The organism is Rugamonas rivuli (genome assembly GCF_009380165.1).
GTDB lineage: Bacteria > Pseudomonadota > Gammaproteobacteria > Burkholderiales > Burkholderiaceae_D > Rugamonas > Rugamonas rivuli.
Map to the genome: position 1 here is coordinate 411,245 of NZ_WHUF01000005.1, position 19,255 is coordinate 430,499.

A 19,255-nucleotide genomic window follows, 5' to 3' on the forward strand; every position below is an offset into this window, starting at 1 on the left:
TAGCCCGAAATCGGCATGACCAAGCGTGATGCCAAATACCCTCCTTCAAGCTCAAAAACGTCATTCTGCACTATACTCCGCTCAACAAGAATCACTGGAATACGCAATGCAAAAGACCAAACCCGAAGGACGCATCGAACCCTACCAACACGCAGCCGCAGGCTGGGGCGCTTTGAAGCAGGTAGCGATCAACCTGGTGCGCGAAAAGGTAAGCGGTGGTAATTACAAGACGCTGCTCAAACAAAACCAGCCGGACGGCTTCGACTGCCCCGGCTGCGCGTGGCCTGACCGCGAACACGCGTCCACCTTCGAATTTTGCGAGAACGGCGTCAAGGCGGTGGCGGCCGAAGCGACCAGCAAGCGCGTGCGCCCCGACTTCTTCGCCGCCCACACGGTGGCCGAGCTGCTGACACAATCCGACTACGAACTCGAACAGCACGGCCGCCTGACCGACCCCGTGGTCTACGACAGCGCCAGCGACAAATACCTGCCCATCGCCTGGGACGACGCCTTCGCGCTGATCGCCCGCCACCTAAAGGCCCTGCCGGACCCGAACCAGGCCACGTTCTACGTCTCCGGCCGCACCGGCAACGAGGCCGCCTTCCTGCTGCAGCTGTTCGTGCGCATGTACGGCACCAACAACTTCCCGGACTGCTCGAATATGTGCCACGAACCGACCAGCCGCGGCCTGCCGGGCACCGTCGGCATCGGCAAGGGTACGGTGACACTGGAAGACTTTGAACACGCCGACACGCTGCTGATCTTCGGCCAGAACCCGGCCACCAACCACCCGCGCATGCTGGGCGAGCTGCGCGATTGCGCCAAGCGCGGCGCCACCATCGTCTCCATCAATCCATTGCGCGAGCGCGGCCTGGAACGCTTCACCAGTCCTTCGCACCCGATGGAGATGCTGACCAATTCCAGCACCAGCATCAGCAGCATGTTCGTGCAACCGAAGCTGAGCGGCGACTTCGCGCTGATCAAGGCCGTGGCCAAGCGCCTGGTCGAACGCGACGACGCCGCGCTGGCGGCCGGTGAAGCCAGCCTGCTGGACCGAGAATTCATCGCCACCCACACCACCGGCTACGAAGCCTTCGAACAGGATTTACGCGCCCAGGACTGGGACCAGCTGCTGGCCGAATCCGGCGTGCCGCGCGATCAGATCGAGGCGCTGGCCGAGGTCTACATCCGTGGCCAGAAAGTGATCTGCACCTGGGGCATGGGCCTGACCCAGCACAAGGGCGCGGTGGCGACGATCCAGATGCTGTCCAACCTGATGATGATGCGCGGGAATATCGGCCGCCTCGGCGCCGGCCTGTGCCCGGTGCGCGGCCACTCCAACGTGCAGGGCGACCGCACCATGGGCATCGAGGAAAAGCCGGCCAAGGCCTTCCTCGACCGCATGCAGAAAGTGTTCGACTTCGAACCGCCGCGCGCGCACGGCTACGACACGGTAGAAAGCATCCAGGCCATGTTGGACGGGAAGATCAAAGTCTTCTTCGGCATGGGCGGCAACTTCGCCATGGCGACGCCGGATACGCCGCTGACCTTCGACGCCTTGCGCGCCTGCGACCTGACGGTGCAGGTGGCGACCAAGCTTAATCGCAGCCATCTGGTGCACGGCAAGGACGCGCTGATCCTGCCGACGCTGGGCCGCACCGAGATCGACCTGCAACAAGGCGTGCCGCAGGGCGTGACGGTGGAAGATTCAATGAGCATGGTGCACCTGTCCTACGGCATGAACACGCCGGCCTCCGACAACCTGCTGTCCGAAACCGCGATCACGGCACGCATGGCGCACGCCACGCTGGGCAGCGGCAAGGTGGATTGGCTGGCCTATGCCGCCGACTATGCCAGCATCCGCGATAGCATTGAAAAAGTGTTCGACGATTTCCATGACTTCAACGCACGCGTGGCCAAGCCGGGCGGCTTCCACTTGAGAGTAGCCTCACGTGAGCGCGAATGGCGCACGGCCAGCGGCAAGGCGCAGTTCCTGCTGCGCGCAGTCGATACCGATACGCCTATCCACCGCGCCCGCGCCAAATACGGCGAGCGCTTGATGACGCTGATGACGGCCCGTTCGCACGACCAATACAACACCACCATCTACGGCATGGACGACCGTTATCGCGGCGTATTCGGTCTGCGCCGCGTGGTGTTCATCAACAAGGAAGACTTGCAGATGCTGGGCCTGCGCAACGGCCAGTGGGTGGACATGGTCAGCGTGTGGGACGACGATGTCGAACGCCGCGCCGACCGTTTCCTGCTGGTGGAATACGACATCCCGCGCGGCTGCCTGGGCTCCTACTTCCCGGAGACGAACGGCTTGATCCCGCTGCACAGCACCGCCGATGGCGCCGGCACGCCGACCTCGAAATCGATCCCGGTGCTGCTGCAACTGTCGGACTATCAGTCGTCGGCGGAATAGCTAGGTATATTCGACGCAGCCGTCCTGGCGGCAGAAGCTCACCAGCTTGACGCCCGCTTCGGCGGCGATGTCGATTGCCAGCGTGCTGGGGGCGGAGATGGTCGCCAGCATCGGGATGTGCATGCGCGCCACCTTGCGCACCAGCTCATAACTGGCCCGGCTGGACATGAAGACGAAGCCGCGCCGCATGTCCACGCCCTCACGCGCCAGATGCCCGATCAATTTGTCGAGCGCATTGTGGCGGCCCACGTCCTCGCACACGCGCAGCACCGCGCCGTCCACATCGCACCATGCGGCGGCATGCACGCCACCGGTGGCGCGCATCAGTTGCTGGTGCCCGCCCAGCTCCGCCGCCGCGCGGGCAATCGCCGGCGGCAGCGCAGCCTCATCGTGCAGCACCGGCGCTTCGATCGGCGACGGCTGCAAATCAAGCAGCTCCAGGCTCTCGACGCCGCACACGCCGCAACCGCTGCGGCCCGCCATCGAACGGCGCTGCTGCTTGAGCTGCACGAAATCTTCCTGGGCGATGGTAAGGGCGACCTCGAAGCTGCGCGGATGCTCCCGCAGTTCGATATCGAAAACGTCGGAGGCCTTGCCGACCAATCCCTCGGTCAGCGCGAAGCCGAGCGCGAATGCTTCCAGCTCACGCGGCGTCACCATCATGACGGCATGCGAAATGCCATTGAAGACCAGCGCCACCGGGCGTTCCTCGGCGACGTGGTCGGTGGTGCGGCTGGCGTCCGGCGACGCCCCGCCGCGACGGCGCAACACGGACCGCTCCTGCGATCCCGTTCGTTCCGTCTCTGTTTCAAACTTCATCACAGCCCCGCTGAATAAGCACAACGGCTTATTCTACACGGGGCCGTAGCACTGCGTCAGGCAGCCAGCTGTTCGCCGGCCACGCCGTAGTGGCGGGCGTAGCGGCCGTCCAGGTTCGCCAGCGGCAGCAGCAGGAACAGGTCGGCGCTTTCGAAATCAGGATCCCATGCCGGTTCGCCGCAAATCCAGGCGCCCGAACGCATGTAGCCCTTCAACAGCGGCGGTACTTGCGGCTTCTGTGCTGCTTCCAGCTTCGAGAATGGGAACGGCAGGTGCGGGGTGACGCGGTATTCGGACGGCGCCAGGTGGGCGGCGGCCAGCGACTGGTAGACGGCAACGGCATTGTGGCCGCCATCGGCCAGGCTGATGCTGGCACAACCGACCAGGTAGTCGCAGTTTTCACGACGCATGTACTCGGCCAGGCCGGACCACAGCAGCATGATGACGCTGCCGCCACGGTAGTCTGGATGGATGCAGGCGCGGCCTGCTTCCACCATGCGGCCGCGCAGGTTGTTCAGGCGGCCCAGGTCGAATTCGCCCTCGGAGTAGACGCGACCCAGTTTGCGGGCGCGCGTTGCGCTCAACAGGCGGTAGGTGCCAACCACCTTGAGCGTGCTCGTATCGCGCACGATCAGGTGATCGCAGTGCTCGTCGAATTCGTCGCTGTCCAGGCCATCCTCGCGGACCAGCGAACTCAATCCCATTGTTTCGATGAACACCTTGTAGCGCAGGCGCTGTACTTCGCGCAGCTCTTCCGGTGTGCTTGCCATACTGAGTACCAGCTTACCGGACGCTGCTCGGACGTCGGCTTGTATGATCGAAGTTTGCATGCTTCATCCTTTCTGTGGGAGACGAAGCAAGCGTAACGGTCGAATACTTCAGGAAAATGACAAGGTGGTGTCAGTTCCGTGACAATGGCCGAAGTGTTGTTTTTTACATAGCTTTTCTTAGCTTTTCTTTGGTCGGCCGGTTTTCAGTTGTGGCAGACCGGCCAACACATTTTGCAGCGTGGCAAGGTCGATCTGGCTGATCAGCGCGACGCCGATGCGCAGCAGTTCGCTCTTCTTGATTTCGAAACCGGCTTTCAGGCAGGCTTTCTTGACCTGGCCCAGCACCGCGTATTCCTGCTCCGGCATGGTGAAGCTGTCGCGCACCAGCTTTTCCTTGCGTGCTTTGTCCTTGGCGGCGTCCACTGGCGCCGGCTTGGCGGCTGCGGCCTTCGGCGCGGCCTTGACGGCGGCTTTAGGTGCAGGCTTGGCGGCGGCTTTAGGCGCTGCCTTAGGAGCTGCTTTAGGAGCTGCTTTAGGCGCGGCCTTCGGTGCAGCAGGTTTCGCTGCCGCCTTCGGCGCAGGCTTGGCGACAGCTTTCGGTGCCGGTTTCGCAGCAGCTGGTTTGGCGGCGGCTGGTTTGGCAACGGCTTTCGGCGCGGCCGGCTTGACGGCAGCCTTGACAACCGGCTTGGCGGCGGCTTTGGCGGCGGTTTTCACGACAGGTTTTTTAGGCAGCGCAGGGGCTTTGCCATTAACGAGGGCATTGACAGGTTTATTCATAACAACTCCAATTTTTATTCAACAATATAAACAATATATATCATTTACGCTTTTTTTGCTTGTTCTAGCGCAAATGCAGCGCGACGCGGGCGAACAGCACGTCCGGATTGACCGGCTTGCGTAAGAAATCTACAGCTCCCAGACTCAAACCCATGGCCTCGTCCTCGGGCTGGCTTTTGGCGGTCAGGAACAGCACCGGTATGGCGCTGCTATGCGGGTCCTCCTTCAGGCGGCGGCAAGTCTCGTAGCCATCCATGTCCGGCATCATGATGTCGAGCAGGATCAGGTCCACCGGTGCGCCGGCGACGATTTGCAGCGCCGTCGCGCCACTGGTCGCGACCTTGGTGTTGTACTTATCCTTCAATAGATTGGACAGCAGCGTGATATTGTCCGGCGTATCGTCGACGATCAGTATGGTCGGCCGTCCGTTCTTGATGTTCATGATCCCTCCTGTTCCTGCGCGACCGCCGCCAGCAGTTTTCCGGCGGCCTCGAATTCGTAATGCTCCATATGCGCGACCAGGCGGCTCATCGTCACCGGCGGCAGCAGCGTCGCCAACGATGCGCGCACGCCGGCGAAATAATCGACGCTGTCGCCGCTGAACTCCGCCAGCAGCGCCCGCAGTTCGGCCAGCGCCTGGAGTGGTTCCACCAGGCCGCCATCGGCGCGCGGCGGCAGCGGCGGGATCGCCTTCATCGACAGGCCGAGCCAGCGCGACAGCACGCTGTAAAGCCGCTGCGGGTCCACCGGCTTGGCGATGTAGTCCTGCATGCCCTCCTCCAGGCACTGCGCCTGCACCCCGGCCAGCGCGTGCGACGTCACCGCGATCACCGGCAGTTCGTTGAAGCGGCTGTCCTGGCGCAGCAGGCGGATGGTCTCGTGGCCATCCATCACCGGCATGCCCAGGTCCATCAGCACCAGGTCGTAGGTATCGGGGCCGGCGGCCTGCAGACGGTCCAGCGCCTCGCGGCCGTTGCCCACCACGTCCACCGCGATGCCCTGCAGCTCCAGCAGCTCCAGCGTCACGTCCTGGTTGTCCGGGCTGTCCTCGGCCAGCAGCACGCGCGCCGCGCGGCGCGGCGACGCATGCAGCGTCAGGTCGCCCACCGGCCCATGGTGCACGGCCGCCTGCACCGCCACGGCGGCCGCGTCGGACAGCGGCAGCAGCAGATCGAAATGGAAGGTCGAGCCGTGATCCGGCTCGCTCTCGACGTCGATGCGCCCGCCCATCAGCCGCACCAGCTGCTGCGAGATCGACAGCCCCAGGCCGGTGCCGCCGTAGTGGCGGGTGGTGGAGCCGTTGGCCTGGCTGAAGGCGCGGAACAGCTTGGCCTTCTGCTGCTGCGTCATGCCGATGCCGGTGTCGCGCACCGAGAAGCGCAGCGCGGCCACACCCTCCGGCGCGGCGGCCGGCCGCACTTCGCAGCGCAGTTCCAGCTCGCCCTCGGCCGTGAACTTGACGGCGTTGTTGACCAGGTTGATCAACACCTGGCCAAGCCGCAGCGGGTCGCCCACCAGATAGCGCGGCACATCGGGCGCCACCGACACCAGGTAGCGCAGCTGTTTGTCGGCGGCGCGCTGCGCGGTCACGCCGGAGACATTGGCCAGCACCTCCTCCAGCACGAAGGGGATGGATTCCATGTCCAGCCGGCCCGCCTCGATCTTCGAAAAATCCAGCACGTCGTTGATGATCCCCAGCAGCGACAAGGCGGCGCGGTGGATCTTGCTGATGTAGTCGTGCTGCTTGGGCGTCATCTCGGTGCGCAGCGCCAGGTAGGCCATGCCGATCACGGCGCTCATCGGCGTGCGGATCTCGTGGCTCATATTGGCCAGGAACTCGGACTTGGCGACGTTGGCCGCCTCCGCCATCACGTTGGCGTTGACCAGCTTCTGTTCGCGCTCGCGGCGGTCGCTGATGTCGCGGATAAAGGCGCAGAATTCGTAGCTGTCCTGCCCCTCCGAGCGGACCTGGGTGATCGCCAGCTCGATCGGGAACTCCTCGCCGCCGCGGCGCAGCGCCACGACTTCGATGCGCGCATCGAGCACAGCCCCGGGGCCGCCGGCCATGTAGCGCTGCATGCCGCGCCGGTGGTCGTAGCGGAAGCGCGGCGGGATGATGGTCTTGTCCAGCGCCAGCCCCAAAGCCTCGTCGCGGCTCCAGCCGAAGATCCGCTCGGCCTGGGTGTTCCAGCCGACGATGCGGCCCGCCAGGTCCATCCGCACCACGGCGTCGAGCGCGGTGTCGACGATGGTTTGCAGCTTGGCCTGGCTGTCGCCCAGCTGCTGCATGGAGCTGGTCAGCTCCCGGGTGCGGGCGGCGATGCGCATTTCCAGGTCGCGGTTCAGCTCACGCAGCTCATACTCGGCGTCGCGCAGACGGGTCAGCGTGTCGCGGAAGCGCAGCACCGCGCCGGACAGGCGGCCTACCTGGTCCTCGCGGCCGATACCGGACAACTTGATGTCGGTCTCGCCGCGCGTCAGCTTTTCCAGGCTGCCCTGGATGTCGGCAAAAGGCCGCGCCGCGCGCCGTCCGACCACGAAGATCGACAGCACGATGCCCAGCGCCAGTAGCAGGTTGGCCGCCACCGTGTTGTAGATCTGGCGGCGCAAGTCCTGGTCGATCTGCTGGCGCGAGAAAGCCAGGTCGATGGAGCCGACCGGATAGCTGCGGCGGGCGTCGCTGAAGCTGATCTCGCGATGCACCTTGATCGCCGCCACCGGCTCGCGCAGCGGCGAGACGTAGCTGGCCAGCTCCGCGCCGTTGGGTGCCAGCACGCGCAGCACCAGCACCTCCGGCGTGGCGCCCGAGGCGTCGACCACGCTGGAGACGGCGGCGCTGTTGATATCGAACAGCGGCCGCGCCAGCGCCTGCGACAGCACCGCCGTCAGCCGCTCGGCGCGTTCGCGCAGATTCTGTTCGGCCTCGCTTTTCAGCGTCTGCATCACATAGGTGGTGTAGATCGCGGTGGACACGGCCACCGACACGAAGATGCCGAAGCCCAGCCGCAGCAGGATGTTGCGGCGCCATGCGCTGCGCAGGCGGGCCAGCGGGCCGCCACCGCTCAGGGCCGGCTCCTGCGCCGGAACCTGCGCATCAATGACGGACTCCTTCCGCCGCTTCCAGCTTCTTGTAGGCCGCGCTGTTGCGGGCTTCCTCGATGGCCCGCCAGATGCGCTCCGCCAGCTGCGGACGCGCCGCCAGCATGCCGTGCGAAAGTATCAGGAAGTACGGTTTTTCGATGATGGGAATGGGCAGCTCCTCCAGCTGCGGCCCCAGTGGACCGCGCATCAAGCCATGGGCGTCGCTGCCGCCGATGGCCGCAGCCGCCACGCGGCCGGCGATCAGCTTGCGCGCCAGCTCGTCGGCGCGCTGGCTGCCCTCGTCCACTTCCACGTTCTGCGCGCGCAGCACGTCGCCGACCGAGTAGCCCAGCTGGAAGCCGATGGCGCCATCCAGGTTGCGGAAGCTCTTGCCGTCCCATTCGACCTTGCTGCCTTTTTTGCGGACCACGACATAGCTATCGATATGCATGCGCTTGCTGGCGTCGATCTGCTGGCCGCCGGGATATTCGCCCAGCTCGCGCCGGTCCGGCTTGTAGCTGACGGCGAAGGCGCCGTCGACCGCGTTGGCCTTCAACTCGGCCAGGCAGCGTTTCCAGGGGATGCTTTGATAGTCGAAGTGGATATCGAGGCGCTGCTCGACCATTTTCAGCAGCGCGAAATTGAGGCCGCCCAGCTTCTCGGTGCGCCATGGCAGCACGTCCTGCTGCTCGAAGCACAGGGAGACGGTCTCCTTGCCGGCCGCCGACGCCGATGCCAGCGACAGCGCCAGCAGCACCCAGGCGCAGCTACGATGCATGGCGTCGTTCCTCATAAACCTCCCAACAGATTAGCCGATGGTGCGTATGCTGAAGTCTACCCCAACTTCATCCCACTGCTCCTGCTCCTTTTCCAGCCAGTAGGACAGGGTTGGATGGTCGCCTATCCATTCGCGGCGGATTTCCAGTTCGATGCGGTTCTTCATGCGCAGCTTGATCAGCGTGAAGTCGATGTCCATGCGCGAGTGCATGAACAGCACCGCCAGCCGCAGCGCCACCACGGCCTTGCTGAAATCCGGCTCGGCCAGCGCGTCGGCCACTTTGCGCAGATTGCCCTTGTGGGCGGCGATCAAACGGGCCATGGTCTTCTGCTCGCGCGCCGTGAAGCCCGGGAGGTCGGCGTTCTCGATCATGTAGGCGGCGTGCTTGTGGTAGCCGGTGTGCGACACCACCATGCCCATTTCGTGCAGCAGCGCGCTCCAGTACAGGTGGCGCGCATACTGGTCGCCGGCCGGTTTGGTCTGCATGTACAGCGCCAGCGCGTCGTCGGCCACGCGGTTGGCGCGGCGCTCGTCGCAGTGGAACTTCTGCAGGCAAGCCTGCACCGATTGCTCGCGGCGGTCACGCTTGGTCGAACGCAGGTGCAAGTCCCACATCACGCCCATGCGCAGGCCGGCCTCGATGGGCTGCACCACCGGGATATCGAGCTCGCGCACCAGGCCTATCAGGATGGCCAGGCCGCCGATGATGGTGCTGGCGCGGTCCGGGCGCAGGCCGGCCATCTCGATCTTGCTGACATGGCCGAATTCGATGAAACGCTGTTTGAGGGCGCTCAGCGTCTCGGCGTTGACTTCGCGGCCGATGCCGTTCTTGACGATGATGTCGGCGATGGTGCGGGCGGTGCCGGACGACCCATAGCACTGCTTCCAGTACTGCGGGTGATACGGCGGCGCCGCGTCCTCGAAATGGCTGCGCGCCGACAGGATGGCCGCCTCGAACGAGGGGCCGTCGACGCGGCCGCCGATGAAGAACGACAGGCTTTGCTTGACCGTGCCGACGCTGAAGGACTCGACCCGCTCGATTTCCTGGCCGCGCCCCAGTATCAGCTCGGTGGAGCCGCCGCCGATGTCGATCACCAGCCGGCGTTCGCCGGCCAGCGCCAGCGCATTGGCCACGCCCATGTAGATCAGGCGCCCCTCCTCCTCGCCGGAGATGATTTCGATCGGATAGCCGATCGCCAGCTCGGCCTCGGGCAGGAAGGAGGCGGAATTGCGCGCCACGCGCATGGCCGACGTGGCCACCACGCGCACGCCGTCAAGCTTGTAGGCGGCCAGCACGGCACGGAAGTTTTTCAGGCAGGCCAGCGCGGTCTGCATGGCGGCCGGCGTCAGGTTGCCCTTGTCGTCCAGGCCTGCGGCCAGGCGTATCGGTTCTCGCACGGATTTGAGGACGCGGATCGCCTCCCCGTCATGCTTGCCGATGTGGAGGCGAAAACTGTTGGAACCCAGATCTACTGCAGCGTACATATGTGGAAGCCTCTCTCGGCAAACGGCAACGAAGGCTCGCGGGTGAATCAAACTAAACGATTTACATGATTATAATCACGATAAGCGCAGTTTGTTACCTGCTGATGACAGGGTGTGGCAAATCAGGCTTCCAGCGCTCCGGCGCCGGTCTGCGCCTCGGCCACGCGGTTGCGGCCGGCCTGCTTGGCCTCTTGCAGCGCCTCGTCGGCGCGCTTGAACAGGCTGACGGTGGTGTCGTCGGCGCGGATGGTGGTCACGCCCAGGCTGGCGGTCATGTTGATGACGGCTTTATCCGCCTTCACCGGCATCGCGGCGACGGCCAGGCGGATACGCTCGGCCACCATGATGGCGTCTTCCAGCGAGGTGCGCGGCAGCTGGATGGCGAATTCGGCGCCGCCCAGGCGGCCCATCAAGTCGCTGTCGCGCAGTTGTTTTTTGCAGACGTCGACCATGGCCTTGAGCACCTTGTCGCCCACCGGATGGCCGTAGTTGTCGTTGACGCGCTTGAAATGGTCGAGATTGAGGATGATCAGCGAGGTCGGCATGCCGGGGCGGCGGGCCAGCGCGATCCACGGCGTCAGCGTCTGGTAGAAGCCGCGCCGGTTCGGCACGTCGGTCAGCGCGTCCACCACTTCCAGCCGGTCCAGCTCGGCCTGCTGCTTTTCGCGGGTCAGCAGCAGATAGCCGAAGGCGCTGCCCAGCATCATCAGGTACAGGGCGGCGATGCCGACGCCCTGGATCAGCGCCGGGCTGACCCAGCTCCAGCCGTCCGGCAGCAGCGCCGTCAGCAGGCCGCGCGCCATCACGGCCAGCGCCAGCAGCAGCGACGACAGCACCAGGTAGCGCCGCAGCAGCGTGCCGGCGCTCCAGCCCCGGCCCAGCGCGGCGGCGCCGGCGATGAAGAAGAAACCGATCACCACCGAGGCGATGGCGATGCGTTCGGCGGCCGGCATGTCCAGCAGCCAGGCGCCGGTGAACACGCCGATGGCCGCGCCCAGCGCCGGCAGCAGGTAGCGCCGCCAGACGCGGCGGCCGGCCTGCTCCCACAGGGCGGAGGCGTCCAGCGCAAAGCCGGTGAACAGCAAGGCGTTGGCGAGGGGGATGGTGAGGAAGTCCGGCAGCGTGCCGCGCAGGTACAGCAAGCCCCAGGCCACGGCCTGGAACTGCTTGGCCATGCCCCAGGTGGTGCTGGCGGCCGCCAGGCCTGCGCGGCGGCGCTCCTGCTCAAAAAAGAACAGCGCCGCGCACAGGCTCAGATTGCCCAGCGCCAGCGCCAGTACCAAAGTTTTTATATCCATGACCTGCCGCGGGTCAGACCTCGTGCTCGACGTTGGTGCTGCCGTCGCCCATCTTGCTGGCCCAGGCCTGGGAGAAGTAGGCTTTCTCGTCCTCGGACGGCGCGTCGTGCCAGAACACGATCAGCGTGCCCTTGTGGTCGTGCAGCTGGCTGACCTTTTCGATAAAGGCCTGCTTGCCGGCCATGTCGGCCAGCGCCACCACGTAGCCGTAGACGCGGGTCAGCCGCTCCAGGCGGTCAGGCTCGGTGAAGCTGTTGGTGGCGGTAAGCGTAGGGTGGTCTAAAAACATCGTATCTGTCTCCATGAAGGCCGCCGGAGGGGCTGGCCGGTGCTATCGCCAATGTACCTACAATTTTTCCGTCTGTAAATGCAATGTGGCGCGCTGGCGGGCATGCTACTATAAATTGACCCTGTAAATCCACAATACCGCCAACTTGACCACGTCCTCCCCGCCCGATCGCCGCCCGCAAGTCCATACGCGCGGCGACAAACGCCTGCTGGAATTCCAGCCCGGCATGGTCCAGAGCGAGATGCGGCTGTCGCGGCCGGACGATCTGGTGCTCAGCTATGCGCGCGCGATGATGTGCTTTGTGCTGTTCCATCCTAAGCCGGAGCACATCGTCATGGTCGGGCTGGGCGGCGGTTCGCTGGCCAAGTTCTGCTACCGCTACCTGCCGCACAGCCGCATCACCGTGCTGGAGCTGCGCGCCGACGTCATCGCGCTGCGCGAGCAGTTCGCCATTCCGCGCGACGACGCCCGCTTCCGCATCATCCAGGCCGACGCCACCGAGTACATGGCCAGCCTGGCCGGCGCCGCCGACGTGCTGCTGGTGGACGGCTTCGATGAAGAAGGCTTGCCGCCGGCGCTGGGCAGCGCCGCCTTCTATGCCGACTGCCGCCGCGCGCTGCGGCCGGGCGGCGTGATGGTGGCCAATATCTTCAGCTACGATCCGCAGTACGGCCCCATGCTGCGGCGCCTGCGCGAGACCTTCCAGGGCCGCATCTGCTGGTTCCGCGGCATCGCCGGCAACAACCGCATCCTGTTCGCGGTCAAGGGCGGCAAGCCGTCGCCGGCGCTGGCGATGCAGCAGCGGGTGGCGCGCAGCCACGGCCTGGGCTTCGCCATCCTCAACCGGCTGCTGGCGCACTGGATCGTGCTGCGCATGCGCTGGAAACCCGCACTGCCAGGCGGGGTCGGACCCCGTCCGGGGTCCGACCCCTAAGTGCTGCGGCGAATCTATCGCTGAAGCATGCGGGGTGGACCTCGCTATTTGACGGGCTTGCCGCGCACCGCTACCACTTCGATCTCCACCAGCGCCTTGGGCACCACCAGCGCCGCCACCTGCACCGTGGCGCGGGCCGGCTTGTTGGGCTGGGCCGCCGTGCCGAAGAACTCCTTGTAGGCCTCGTTCATGCCGGCGAAATCCAGCTTGCCGGCGGCGTCCGCCACCAGGTAGACCCTCATCTGCACCACGTCGCCAAGGCCCAGGCCCTGCTCGCGCAGCGTGGCATCGAACTGCTTGAGCACGTCGGCAGTCTGCGTGCGCGTGTCGCCGTCGAAGGACTTGGCCAGCTTGCCCGATACGTACAGCGTGTCGCCGGCCCACACGGCGTTGGCGATGCCGCTGTCGGCGCTCTGGATGTGCTGCACCTTGGTCTGGGCAGCGGCGGGCAAGGCAAGCGACAAGCTCAGGGCGGCGGCCAGCAGTCCTGGAATGCGGTTGATGGTCATCCTCATGGTCATCCTTTCAGTGAAAAAAATCAGGCGCGCACCCGTGCCGCCAGCTGCTCGATGGCATGGTGGGCGGACAGCACCGCCCCCTCCTGCCACGAGCTGAGGTAGCCCAGGTATTCGCCGGCGAAATACATCACGCCGTCCGGCTGCTGCAACAGCCGGTAGACGGTGTCGAACTGTTCCGGCTTCCACTCGGCCCACGAACCCAGGCTGTGCGGCACCTTGGGCCAGGCGATGTTGACGCCGCCGCGCACCATGGTGCGGTAGCCGGGGTGGATGGCCTCGCCCGCCGCCAGCGCCTTCTCGATGCGCTCGGCCAGCGGGTACTGGCCCATGTCGTCGCCGGGGAAGGCGCCGAAACAGTAGGAGCCGACCAGCACGCCGTCGGCCTGGCCGATGCCGTGCGAGGGATAGAGGATTTGCGTGACGTCGCGGCTGGTCCACGACAGGCCGCCGTAGATGCCCTCGTCCTGCTCCCAGAAGCGGCGCGGCGCATAGAACGCGGTCTTGGCCGAGCGCGCATATTCCACCTCGGCGATGGCCTCGCGGTAGGCCGGCGCGAAATCGTTGGGGATGTCGCGCAGCACCGACAGCGGCAAGGTGCAGATCACATAATCGCTGTCGATCACGCTGCGGGCGCCGCCGTGATGGCAGACCACGCGCGCGCCGTTGGCCGTCTTGCGGATCTCGTCGACCAGCGTGTCGTAACGGATCGCGTGGCCCAGCCGCCGGGCGAAGGCCGCCGGGAAACGGTCCATGCCGCCCACCGGCTGCAACATGGTGCCGGCCTGGTCGAAGTCCTCGCCGAAGGCTGCCTTGAATTGCCAGAAGTCGGCCCGCAGCAGCTCGGACAGCGGCAGCGGCGCGCGCACCGTGCCATGCGGCAGGCCGGGCGCGGGCGTCGCGCTGTAGCCGCTGCGCGGCGTGCCAGTATAGCGGCCGTCGCGCTGCAAATCGCCGAAGGTGGCGATGGCGGCCAGCAGCCGTTCGCGGTCTTCGCCGCTCAGCTCCTGGTCCAGCCGGCCGGTGGCGACGGCCTTGCCCAGCAGCTCGCCGAAGTAACCGTGGCTGTCGCCCAGCACCTGCCTGGCTTGCACCGGCTTGCCGCCGAAGGCCTGGTCGTCCTGCAGCCAGGCGGCGCGGTTATCGTTCATCATGATTTCCAGCGGCACGCCGAACTCGCGGCAATAGCCCAGCACCGCGCGGTGGTGGTGCGAGATGCGCGCCGGCCCCGGATTGAGGTAGAGATGCGCCGCCTTGGGCCAGCGCGCCTGCTGCACGCCGTCGGCCTGCTCGAAGCGGTCGCCGCCGCGTATGGTCCAGCTGCGGCCGCCGGGGCGGTGGCGCGCTTCCAGCACGGTGCAGGCGAAGCCCGCCTTGCCCAGCTCAAAGGCCGCCGTCAGGCCGGCCACGCCGGCGCCGAGGATGGTGACGCGCTTGCCCTTGCCCAGCCCGCCGGGCAAGGCCGGCGGGCCCCGGTAGACGCGGTCCTCGCCCCAGGCCAGGCTGGCGCCGCCCAGCGCGTCGAGCGCGGCAAACGCGGCGGCGGCGCCACCGGTACGCGCTATGCGCGCCAGGAAGCTGCGACGGGTAAAGCCATGAGCCTGCTTCATGACGTATGCTCCTGCGGCGCCAAGGAGATAGCAATATAACATCAAACCCGGCGGCAAACATCGCCCCAGCGTGGCTAGCATAAGACAATCCCCGTCGCCGCCCGGCCCCAAATTGCTGTTGCAAAAGCATGAGTTATGACACACTAGTATCGTCCGCCAGCCCGCCGTCCCACTAGAAAGCGCCGCATGCCGCTGTCCTTCAAGTCACCCTCGATCTCGCTGGCCGCGACGCTGACCTTGATCACCGGCCTGGCCGTGACCGGCATGCTGTTTGTCGCCGTCAGCGCGCTGGAGTACGGCAAGATGGAGCTGAGCTTCCAGCAGCGCGCCCAGATGCGCTCGGCCGCCATCCGCCGCGGCCTGGACGACACGCTGGAACTGGTCACCATCATCAACGACCTGTTCAAGTCGGTCGGGCCGGTCAGCCGCGAGCAGTTCGGCGACTTCACCAGGCCGCTGCTGGCGCGCTATCCCTTTGTCCAAGCCTTCAATTACCACCGGGTGCTGGACGACGAAGCGTCGCGGCGCCACGAGGCCGAGCTGCGCAAGCGCTACCCCGCCTACCGCACCCACGACGGCGGCAACCAGCCGCTGACGGCGCGGCCGCTGCACGCGGTGGTCGACTATTTGGAACCGATGCAGGGCAACGAGGCGGCGTTCGGGCTGGATGTGATGTCGCTGGGGCCGATGTCCAACACCGTCCGGCAGGCGGTGGCGGCCGGCCAGACCATGGCCACGCCGCTGTTGCGGCTGGCGCAGGAGCGCGGCAACCAGAAAGGCTTCGTGCTGCTGATGCCGGTCTACCGCCCCGGCGCGCAGACGGCCACGGCGGAGCAGCGGCGCGCGGCCTGGATCGGCAACACCGGCGCCGTCATCCGCTCGACCGATCTGATCCACAAAATCCTGTACGCCGCCGAGCTGCTGGACGATACCTCGCTGGTGGTGCAAGTGTATGTCGGCGACGACGTGCGACCGGACAACCTGATCTACCGCCACGGCCAGCCGACCGAGCAGGAAGCGGCCGCCAAGCCGCTGCAACGCTGGCTGGCCTTCGACTACCACGATGTCTACACCAGCACCTTCAATGCGGCCGGCAAGGCCTGGCACGTGCAGGTGACGCCGCTGCCCCGGCCCTTCCTGTCCAGCCACCTGGGTTCGCTGTCGACGCTGACCGGCGGCCTGCTGTTCTCGCTGCTGACGGCGGCCTTCGTCAACTCGCTGGCGCGGCGCTCGGTGCGGGTGCAGCGCCTGGTCGACGAGCGCACCCGCGATCTGCAACTGAGCAACCAGCGCCTGAACGAAGACGTGGCCGTCCGCCAGCGCACCGAGGAAGCGCTGCAGGAAAGCGAGCTGCGCTTCCGCCGCCTGCTGGCGCTGTCGTCCGACTGGTACTGGGAGCAGGACCACGAATTCCGCTTCACCAGCATCACCGGCGGCTTCTTCGACAAGGGCAAGCAGGACCCGGCCGGCTTCATCGGCAAGACGCGCTGGGAACAGCATCCGGAAATGGCGCAGGCGCGCTGGGGCCAGGACCACATCGCGCTGCTGGAGGCCCACCTGCCCTTCCTCAACTTCGAATACGCGCTGCCCGGCACCGACAACCAGCTGCACTGGTTCAGCATCAGCGGCGAGCCGCTGTTCGACCAGGACGGCGGCTTCAAGGGCTATCGCGGCACCGGCACCGACATCACCGAGCGCAAGCTGTCCGAGCAGCGCATCCACCACATCGCCCACCACGACGTGCTGACCGGCCTGCCCAACCGCGTGCTGCTGCAGGACCGGCTGACCCAGGCGGCCGCCTTCGCCAACCGCAGCGGCATTCCGCTGTGGGTCATGCTGATCGACCTCGACCGCTTCAAGTTCGTCAACGACAGCCTGGGGCACAAGGCCGGCGACCTGCTGCTCAAGACCGTGGCCCAGCGGCTGCAGGACAGCGTGCGCGAGAGCGACACCGTGGCGCGGCTGTCGGGCGATGAATTCGTCGCCATCCTGACCGAGTATCCGGACGAGGCGCTGTCGCTGGATGTCACGCAGCGCATCATGCGGGCGGTGGCGCAGCCGGTGCTGCTGGAGGGGAAAGAGTTCTTCGTCACCTGCTCGATCGGCGTGGCCGTCTACGACCCGGACGGCACGCCGGCGCAGCGCTTGATCGAGCATGCCGACATCGCCATGTATCGCGCCAAGAAGCTGGGCCGCAACAACACCCAGTTCTACCAGCCGGCCATGAACGAGGAGGCGCTGGAGCGGGTGCGCATCGAAACGGCGCTGCGCAGCGCGCTGGAGCGCGACGAGTTCATCCTGCATTACCAGCCGCAGGTGGACCTGCGCAGCGGCCGCATCGTCGGCATGGAGGCGCTGATACGCTGGCAGCATCCCGAGCTGGGCATGGTGGCGCCCTACCGCTTCATCGGCCTGGCCGAGGAGACGGGACTGATCGTGCCGATCGGCGCCTGGGTGCTGCGCACCGCCTGCGCGCAGGCCAAGGCTTGGCAGGATGCGGGCCATGGGCCGCTGCGGATCGCGGTCAACCTGTCGCCGCGCCAGTTCGGCGAGCCTAACCTGCTGGCCTCCATTGCCGAGGTGCTGGAGCAGACCGGCCTGCCGCCGTCCTGCCTGGATATCGAACTGACCGAAGGCCTGTTCATGAACGATGTGGCGCTGGCGGTGGAGTTGCTGCACAAGCTCAAGGCGCTGGGGCTGGCGCTGTCGATCGACGATTTCGGCACCGGCTATTCGAGCTTCTCGTATCTGCGCAAGTTCCCGATTGACGTGCTGAAGATAGACCGCTCCTTCGTCAGCGACATCGGCGCGGATGACGAGGCGGCCATCGTGGTGTCGATCATCGCGCTGGCGCACAACCTCAAGCTGCGCGTGATCGCCGAGGGCGTGGAGACCGCGGTCCAGCTGGAGTACCTGCGGCTGCACGGCTGCGATGAAATCCAGGGCTATTACTTCAGCCAGCCGGTGCCGGGGGAGGTGTTCGAGCAAATGCTGGCCGAGGGCAGGAATTTGCAGACGGCGTCAATCGCGGCATAAGCCCGCTAGTGGGGCGCAGCCCACGCAGGAAGTTTTTCATAGGGGACATCCGGCTGGAACAAAGATTCAATTACTTTTCCCGTGCCGACGTCATATAGAGTCAATGTCCCGGCAAAGTGCCGCCCGCCGCAATCTATTCCTACTTTCTTGCCATCCTCCCAAAACCAAAAGTCACGTATGAATGGCTGGCATTCAATATGCACGAATTTACCATCACGATAGAGGGTGAGATTACTGGCCCCCGGCCCCACATCTCCCTCCGCAGTCCAAGTATTTTCTATCAGCCAAGCTGCGGTTCGCTTATCTTTCGACAATTCAGCCTGAGTTGCCCTCCCCCCCTTAGTTAGCAATTTTTCCTTTCCATTCATAGCTATCGCATGAACGTTCTTAGCTTTGTCTATGTAAACACGTTGTAAAATTACTTCTTGCGACCAAACGTTTGTCACAAATAAAAACAGCAAAGAAAAAATAAGAGACTTCATCTTTAATCTCCTAAAAACTTTACCCGGCGATGTGTTCCATTAACACCTTCACTCAACCATACTTGGACAACGGCTTTACCTGACCCGAGAAAATTATCTATGTGATAGCTCACAATTTTGCTTCCCTTGTCGTCGGCAAAACGTAATCCTACCCCGTCTATATCGACTTGCGCCCTAGGTGGAATAACGTGTGGATCAACTGCGATCGAATGATTTTCCTTCACTAAACCGAATTTTCCTTTTACTGCGGAAACATACTGAAATGCTGTATCTTGAGAGAGAACATGATCTGGGGCTCCTCTCGAATTTGCAATCCAGTGCCCCCTCATATGTAGAAGTGAAATATACTTCCCATTTGTATCCATTCCAGTCCCCTGCATAGGAATACCTCGTGCTCCAAACAAAAAATCCTCTTTGTGCTTCTCCTGTAAGCCAGTACCTTCAACCAGAGGCCCGGAGAAATCTATTTCATTGCAGACATTGTATCCAGTAATCAAAAAAAGGGATTCGTACCAAGCATCTTTGAGAACGATTTTTAAACTAGCTGATGTCACCCCGGGAGTGGAAGAGCTTAGCTCAAGACTACCAGCCTCATATGTTTCCAAAGTCAAAAACATGATTCCTTCGCTATCCGTTCTTCCATTGGAAATGATTTTATCCGCCGACCTATTAGATTTTATATTGAGAGCCTGACCACAAGCCATCTTTCCATTAGAATGCTGAACAAGTTCAGCTTTCACTTTTACCCTATAAAGGATTTTCTCATTTTCAACCCTAGCTGCTGTCGGGATTATTGGCAAAGTGTCGAAATATTTATTCTTTTCGATAGATAGCCTGCAAACTATTCCTTCAACACTCACGTCGACTATCGAGCCTGGCGTCGAGTTGGTATTTGCGGTTGCAATAATTGCGTCGGCCATATGGGCACCTGTAAATTTGAGTATCGGTGT

The 19,255-nt window shown here is 64.4% G+C and carries 16 protein-coding genes; 3 read left to right on the plus strand and 13 right to left on the minus strand.

Translation table 11 applies throughout. The annotated features are described in order from the left end of the window. The first annotated feature begins 106 nt into the window (after positions 1-106). The gene (locus GEV01_RS20580; protein ID WP_152807403.1) at positions 107-2,428 is read left to right on the plus strand and encodes an FdhF/YdeP family oxidoreductase; all 2,322 of its coding nucleotides are present in this window, start codon (positions 107-109) and stop codon (positions 2,426-2,428) included. Here the strand turns inward: GEV01_RS20580 and fdhD are convergent, their stop codons facing one another. From fdhD to GEV01_RS20625, 9 genes are all read right to left on the minus strand, one after another. Beyond that, positions 2,429-3,247, minus strand: coding sequence for a formate dehydrogenase accessory sulfurtransferase FdhD (fdhD, locus tag GEV01_RS20585; protein WP_152807404.1), 819 nt, complete (start codon positions 3,245-3,247; stop codon positions 2,429-2,431). A 56-nt stretch (positions 3,248-3,303) separates the two neighbouring features. Then, a complete protein-coding gene (locus GEV01_RS20590) occupies positions 3,304-4,077 on the minus strand; it encodes a GNAT family N-acetyltransferase (protein WP_008447113.1) in 774 nt (257 codons plus the stop codon). A 117-nt stretch (positions 4,078-4,194) separates the two neighbouring features. Further along, positions 4,195-4,797, minus strand: a complete 603-nt coding sequence (locus GEV01_RS20595; protein WP_152807405.1) for a hypothetical protein — start codon at positions 4,795-4,797, stop codon at positions 4,195-4,197. A gap of 64 nt (positions 4,798-4,861) precedes the next feature. Beyond that, positions 4,862-5,239: a response regulator gene (locus GEV01_RS20600; protein WP_152807406.1), complete on the minus strand. Its 378-nt coding sequence runs from the start codon at positions 5,237-5,239 to the stop codon at positions 4,862-4,864. After that, positions 5,236-7,770, minus strand: coding sequence for an ATP-binding protein (locus tag GEV01_RS20605; protein WP_328595573.1), 2,535 nt, complete (start codon positions 7,768-7,770; stop codon positions 5,236-5,238). The genes GEV01_RS20600 and GEV01_RS20605 overlap by 4 nt, the downstream gene beginning before the upstream one ends. A gap of 121 nt (positions 7,771-7,891) precedes the next feature. Next, positions 7,892-8,656: a substrate-binding periplasmic protein gene (locus tag GEV01_RS20610; RefSeq protein ID WP_152807408.1), complete on the minus strand. Its 765-nt coding sequence runs from the start codon at positions 8,654-8,656 to the stop codon at positions 7,892-7,894. A 30-nt stretch (positions 8,657-8,686) separates the two neighbouring features. Continuing rightward, the gene (locus GEV01_RS20615; protein ID WP_152807409.1) at positions 8,687-10,141 is read right to left on the minus strand and encodes a Ppx/GppA phosphatase family protein; all 1,455 of its coding nucleotides are present in this window, start codon (positions 10,139-10,141) and stop codon (positions 8,687-8,689) included. Between the two features lie 122 nt (positions 10,142-10,263). Then, positions 10,264-11,439, minus strand: a complete 1,176-nt coding sequence (locus GEV01_RS20620; protein ID WP_152807410.1) for a GGDEF domain-containing protein — start codon at positions 11,437-11,439, stop codon at positions 10,264-10,266. 13 nt (positions 11,440-11,452) lie between these two features. Next, a complete protein-coding gene (locus GEV01_RS20625) occupies positions 11,453-11,728 on the minus strand; it encodes a hypothetical protein (protein WP_152807411.1) in 276 nt (91 codons plus the stop codon). A gap of 145 nt (positions 11,729-11,873) precedes the next feature. Between GEV01_RS20625 and GEV01_RS20630 the strand changes: the two genes are divergently transcribed. Continuing rightward, a complete protein-coding gene (locus GEV01_RS20630) occupies positions 11,874-12,662 on the plus strand; it encodes a spermine/spermidine synthase domain-containing protein (protein WP_152807412.1) in 789 nt (262 codons plus the stop codon). A 44-nt stretch (positions 12,663-12,706) separates the two neighbouring features. Here the strand turns inward: GEV01_RS20630 and GEV01_RS20635 are convergent, their stop codons facing one another. Together GEV01_RS20635 and GEV01_RS20640 are read right to left on the minus strand one after the other, a co-directional pair. Continuing rightward, positions 12,707-13,177, minus strand: a complete 471-nt coding sequence (locus GEV01_RS20635; RefSeq protein ID WP_152807413.1) for a Rid family hydrolase — start codon at positions 13,175-13,177, stop codon at positions 12,707-12,709. Between the two features lie 23 nt (positions 13,178-13,200). Further along, positions 13,201-14,787 (minus strand): flavin monoamine oxidase family protein, encoded by a 1,587-nt coding sequence (locus GEV01_RS20640; RefSeq protein WP_175023157.1) that lies wholly within the window; start codon positions 14,785-14,787, stop codon positions 13,201-13,203. Between the two features lie 186 nt (positions 14,788-14,973). On the opposite strand from GEV01_RS20640, the gene GEV01_RS20645 reads away from it, so the two are divergent. Beyond that, a complete protein-coding gene (locus GEV01_RS20645; RefSeq protein WP_152807415.1) occupies positions 14,974-17,823 on the plus strand; it encodes a bifunctional diguanylate cyclase/phosphodiesterase in 2,850 nt (949 codons plus the stop codon). Positions 17,824-17,828: 5 nt separating this feature from the next. Here the strand turns inward: GEV01_RS20645 and GEV01_RS20650 are convergent, their stop codons facing one another. Both GEV01_RS20650 and GEV01_RS20655 read right to left on the minus strand, forming a co-directional pair. Beyond that, positions 17,829-18,305 (minus strand): hypothetical protein, encoded by a 477-nt coding sequence (locus GEV01_RS20650; protein ID WP_152807416.1) that lies wholly within the window; start codon positions 18,303-18,305, stop codon positions 17,829-17,831. A gap of 2 nt (positions 18,306-18,307) precedes the next feature. After that, complete coding sequence (locus GEV01_RS20655) at positions 18,308-19,225, minus strand: 3D domain-containing protein (protein WP_175023159.1); 918 nt, start codon at positions 19,223-19,225, stop codon at positions 18,308-18,310. Positions 19,226-19,255: the final 30 nt, after the last annotated feature.

Bases quoted from the DNA above. Each gene is read 5' to 3' on its own strand.
- GEV01_RS20580 (WP_152807403.1), top strand. From the start codon at position 107: ATGCAAAAGACCAAACCCGAAGGACGCATCGAACCCTACCAACACGCA.
- fdhD (WP_152807404.1), bottom strand. From the start codon at position 3,247: ATGAAGTTTGAAACAGAGACGGAACGAACGGGATCGCAGGAGCGGTCC.
- GEV01_RS20590 (WP_008447113.1), bottom strand. From the start codon at position 4,077: ATGCAAACTTCGATCATACAAGCCGACGTCCGAGCAGCGTCCGGTAAG.
- GEV01_RS20595 (WP_152807405.1), bottom strand. From the start codon at position 4,797: ATGAATAAACCTGTCAATGCCCTCGTTAATGGCAAAGCCCCTGCGCTG.
- GEV01_RS20600 (WP_152807406.1), bottom strand. From the start codon at position 5,239: ATGAACATCAAGAACGGACGGCCGACCATACTGATCGTCGACGATACG.
- GEV01_RS20610 (WP_152807408.1), bottom strand. From the start codon at position 8,656: ATGCATCGTAGCTGCGCCTGGGTGCTGCTGGCGCTGTCGCTGGCATCG.
- GEV01_RS20615 (WP_152807409.1), bottom strand. From the start codon at position 10,141: ATGTACGCTGCAGTAGATCTGGGTTCCAACAGTTTTCGCCTCCACATC.
- GEV01_RS20620 (WP_152807410.1), bottom strand. From the start codon at position 11,439: ATGGATATAAAAACTTTGGTACTGGCGCTGGCGCTGGGCAATCTGAGC.
- GEV01_RS20625 (WP_152807411.1), bottom strand. From the start codon at position 11,728: ATGTTTTTAGACCACCCTACGCTTACCGCCACCAACAGCTTCACCGAG.
- GEV01_RS20635 (WP_152807413.1), bottom strand. From the start codon at position 13,177: ATGAGGATGACCATCAACCGCATTCCAGGACTGCTGGCCGCCGCCCTG.
- GEV01_RS20640 (WP_175023157.1), bottom strand. From the start codon at position 14,787: ATGAAGCAGGCTCATGGCTTTACCCGTCGCAGCTTCCTGGCGCGCATA.
- GEV01_RS20645 (WP_152807415.1), top strand. From the start codon at position 14,974: ATGCCGCTGTCCTTCAAGTCACCCTCGATCTCGCTGGCCGCGACGCTG.
- GEV01_RS20650 (WP_152807416.1), bottom strand. From the start codon at position 18,305: ATGAAGTCTCTTATTTTTTCTTTGCTGTTTTTATTTGTGACAAACGTT.
- GEV01_RS20655 (WP_175023159.1), bottom strand. From the start codon at position 19,225: ATGGCCGACGCAATTATTGCAACCGCAAATACCAACTCGACGCCAGGC.